The 3,345-nt window shown below is 54.4% G+C and carries 1 tRNA gene and 2 rRNA genes (1 of these 3 running past the window's edge); all 3 read left to right on the top strand.

Annotation, left to right across the window (positions count from 1 at the left end):
• A 23S ribosomal RNA gene (locus tag MBELCI_RS18175) occupies positions 1-2,867 on the top strand; it begins 38 nt to the left of the window's first position.
• A 197-nt stretch (positions 2,868-3,064) separates the two neighbouring features.
• A 5S ribosomal RNA gene (rrf, locus tag MBELCI_RS18180) occupies positions 3,065-3,179 on the top strand.
• An 89-nt stretch (positions 3,180-3,268) separates the two neighbouring features.
• Positions 3,269-3,345 (top strand) — tRNA-Met (locus tag MBELCI_RS18185).

Raw genomic sequence — 3,345 nt, forward strand, 5'->3', positions numbered from 1 at the left:
AGTAAGAGGCGATGAAGGACGTGATACTCTGCGATAAGCCATGGGGAGCTGAGAATAAGCTTTGATCCATGGATTTCCGAATGGGGCAACCCACCTGAAACACTCTTATTTATTCTACCGTCAGCTATGCGGGGTTCGTCCTCAAGTAACGAAGCGGTAGGACAGATTAAGAGTGTGAAACAGGTACTTTTGACCTGAATACATAGGGTTAAAAGAGCAAACCCGGGGAACTGAAACATCTAAGTACCCGGAGGAAAGGACATCAACAGAGACTCCGCTAGTAGTGGCGAGCGAACGCGGACCAGCCGAGCCTTGAGTGTGACCAGAACATGTTGGAAAACATGGCCATAGCGGGTGACAGCCCCGTATGGGAAGCATGATAGGACGTATCAAGTAGGGCGGGACACGTGAAATCCTGTCTGAAGATCGGGGGACCACCCTCGAAGGCTAAGTACTCCTTACTGACCGATAGCGAACCAGTACCGTGAGGGAAAGGTGAAAAGCACCCCGACGAGGGGAGTGAAACAGTACCTGAAACCGAACGCCTACAATCAGTCGGAGCTTCCTTGCGAAGTGACGGCGTACCTTTTGTATAATGGGTCATCGACTTGGTCTCACGAGCAAGCTTAAGCCGGTAGGTGTAGGCGCAGCGAAAGCGAGTCTTAATAGGGCGCATGAGTTCGTGGGATCAGACCCGAAACCGAGTGATCTAGGCATGTCCAGGATGAAGGTGCGGTAACACGCACTGGAGGTCCGAACCCACACCTGTTGAAAAAGGTCGGGATGAGGTGTGCCTAGGGGTGAAAGGCCAATCAAACTCGGAGATAGCTGGTTCTCTGCGAAATCTATTTAGGTAGAGCGTCATCCGAATACCCCGGGGGGTAGAGCACTGGATGGGTAATGGGGCCCCACAGGCTTACTGATCCTAACCAAACTCCGAATACCCGGGAGTACTAGATGGCAGACACACGGCGGGTGCTAACGTCCGTCGTGAAGAGGGAAACAACCCTGACCTACAGCTAAGGCCCCTAATTCATGGCTAAGTGGGAAAGCAGGTGGGACGACCAAAACAACCAGGAGGTTGGCTTAGAAGCAGCCATCCTTTAAAGATAGCGTAACAGCTCACTGGTCTAAATAAGTTGTCCTGCGGCGAAGATGTAACGGGGCTCAAGCCATGAGCCGAAGCTTAGGATGCACATAGTGCATGGTAGCAGAGCGTGGTGTGACATAACGCTTTATCTGTTTTGCCGTCGGTCTACGGACGGCGCGGGCAACCGCGCTCAAGTAGCGAAGCGGTAGCGCAGATATAAGCGTTTTCTGTGAAGCCCGGGCGTGAGCCATCGGGTGGAGAGATCACCAGCGAGAATGATGACATGAGTAGCGATAAACAGGGTGAGAGACCCTGTCGCCGAAAGTCCAAGGGTTCCTGCTTAAAGTTAATCTGAGCAGGGTAAGCCGACCCCTAAGGCGAGGCCGAAAGGCGTAGTCGATGGGAACCAGGTTAATATTCCTGGGCCAGATGGAAGTGACGGATTGCGAGGGTTGTTCGATCTTATCGGATTGATCGGGCCGCTTAGCAGTCCCTGGAAATAGCTCCATCATGAGATCGTACCCTAAACCGACACAGGTGGACTGGTAGAGAATACCAAGGCGCTTGAGAGAACGATGTTGAAGGAACTCGGCAAAATACCTCCGTAAGTTCGCGAGAAGGAGGCCCGGTTTGCACGCAAGTGTGGGCCGGGGGCACAAACCAGGGGGTGGCGACTGTTTACTAAAAACACAGGGCTCTGCGAAGTCGCAAGACGACGTATAGGGTCTGACGCCTGCCCGGTGCCGGAAGGTTAAAAGGAGAGGTGCAAGCCTTGAATTGAAGCCCCGGTAAACGGCGGCCGTAACTATAACGGTCCTAAGGTAGCGAAATTCCTTGTCGGGTAAGTTCCGACCTGCACGAATGGCGTAACGACTTCCCCGCTGTCTCCAACATCGACTCAGCGAAATTGAATTGCCGGTCAAGATGCCGGTTCCCGCGGTTAGACGGAAAGACCCCATGCACCTTTACTACAGCTTCACACTGGCATCAGGATTGCGATGTGCAGGATAGGTGGTAGGCTTTGAAACAGGGACGCCAGTCCTTGCGGAGCCTTCCTTGAGATACCACCCTTCGCACTCTTGATGTCTAACCGCGGTCCGTCATCCGGATCCGGGACCCTGTGTGGCGGGTAGTTTGACTGGGGCGGTCGCCTCCCAAACAGTAACGGAGGCGCGCGAAGGTTGGCTCAGAACGGTCGGAAATCGTTCGTCGAGTGCAATGGCATAAGCCAGCCTGACTGCAAGACTGACAAGTCGAGCAGAGTCGAAAGACGGCCATAGTGATCCGGTGGTCCCGAGTGGAAGGGCCATCGCTCAACGGATAAAAGGTACGCTGGGGATAACAGGCTGATACTGCCCAAGAGTCCATATCGACGGCAGTGTTTGGCACCTCGATGTCGGCTCATCTCATCCTGGGGCTGGAGCAGGTCCCAAGGGTATGGCTGTTCGCCATTTAAAGAGGTACGTGAGCTGGGTTTAGAACGTCGTGAGACAGTTCGGTCCCTATCTTCCGTGGGTGTAGGATACTTGAGAGGAGTTGCCCCTAGTACGAGAGGACCGGGGTGAACGATCCACTGGTGGACCAGTTGTCGTGCCAACGGCAGTGCTGGGTAGCTATGATCGGACAGGATAACCGCTGAAGGCATCTAAGCGGGAAGCCCCCCTCAAAACAAGGTATCCCTGAGGACCGTGGTAGACCACCACGTCGATAGGTCGGAGATGTAAGCGCAGCAATGCGTTCAGTTGACCGATACTAATGGTCCGATAGGCTTGATCCGATCCAGAAACAGCAAGGCTGACTGAATCCGAAAGCCATACACAATCAAGGAAACGTACGACGACCTGGAACACCGCCTCCCCGTAAGGGAAGGGCGGCTGATACCCTCATCCGTCTCTCGACGGAAGACTGCGCAGGCCAACCGGCCTCAAGCAGCCCTCCGGGCGATAGGCCAGTGAGGTGATGTTCTTTTCTCGGTCTGGTGGCCATAGCACGAGCAAAACACCCGATCCCATTCCGAACTCGGCCGTTAAGTGCCGTTGCGCTGATGGTACTGCGTCTCAAGACGTGGGAGAGTAAGTCACCGCCAGACCTAGTAAAGAACATCACATTCTCTCTGAACGATCTCGAATAGCACCATTCGGCCTCAAGCAGCCTCCGGGCGATAGGCCAAACAAATGGCGCGGGATGGAGCAGCCCGGTAGCTCGTCAGGCTCATAACCTGAAGGTCGCAGGTTCAAATCCTGCTCCCGCAACCA

The sequence above is a fragment of the Limimaricola cinnabarinus LL-001 genome, from assembly GCF_000466965.1.
GTDB classification, from domain to species: domain Bacteria; phylum Pseudomonadota; class Alphaproteobacteria; order Rhodobacterales; family Rhodobacteraceae; genus Limimaricola; species Limimaricola cinnabarinus.